This is a genomic window from Motilimonas cestriensis (assembly GCF_021295315.1).
GTDB lineage: Bacteria > Pseudomonadota > Gammaproteobacteria > Enterobacterales > CBDFNC01 > Motilimonas > Motilimonas cestriensis.
Map to the genome: position 1 here is coordinate 1 of NZ_JAIMJA010000082.1, position 708 is coordinate 708.

At 46.9% G+C, this 708-nt stretch carries 1 protein-coding gene; it reads right to left on the reverse strand.

Annotated elements, in window-relative coordinates:
• Positions 1-181: hypothetical protein (locus K6Y31_RS22100; RefSeq protein WP_233055183.1), on the reverse strand; the 181-nt coding region annotated here is incomplete at its 3' end.
• Positions 182-708: the final 527 nt, after the last annotated feature.

Here is a 708-nt window from a genome sequence, read left to right on the forward strand (position 1 = left end):
GTTTCTTCAGGCGACCGGCTTCATCATATTCAGAGTGGGTATGTAGCAGGCGGCTACCATCGGCCGACAATATCTTACGCTCTGTTTCACGGCCGTTAATGTCATAGCTGAATTGCTCCTGAGTTTCACCCGCCACCAACTCAGACTTCAATAGACCATTGTTGTAGCAGGGTGAACGCATGAGTGATTAATTATCATACGAATCGCCGTAAAATCATCCCTCAAAAGCTGTTGATGGCTTAGTTGCTGCATCCATGCCGCAAATATTCGTCTAATAAGTAATCACAAATTGTTTGAAATACGCTCATGATCTTGCCCTGATTGTTGTAGTAACTGTACTGTGCGACATAGCCGCTATCAAAATGGTGCATGCCCCCCAACTTTCTTCGTCCCCGAATTTCACGTTCTGGCCAACATGCAAAAAGCAAGACCTGACCCCGATGGCTGCAACGTGTCGCCCTCCACCCTGACTCGCAAGTCGCCGATCTGATCCCAAGAAATTGGAAAGTGAAATTTAGCGACCATTTTTTTACATCCGATTTAGCGTTAGTGGGGCGATCTAACCCCTGATTGATCGCTTACTTTGTGGTGATGAGTCGTGGGGAAGCGTACGACATGAGTAAGGCGTGCAAGGCCGCGAACTAGATGTCGGTTTATTAAGGTATGAGTTTTGATACGTAAAGAGCAAGCACAACAGCGGTAATGGTG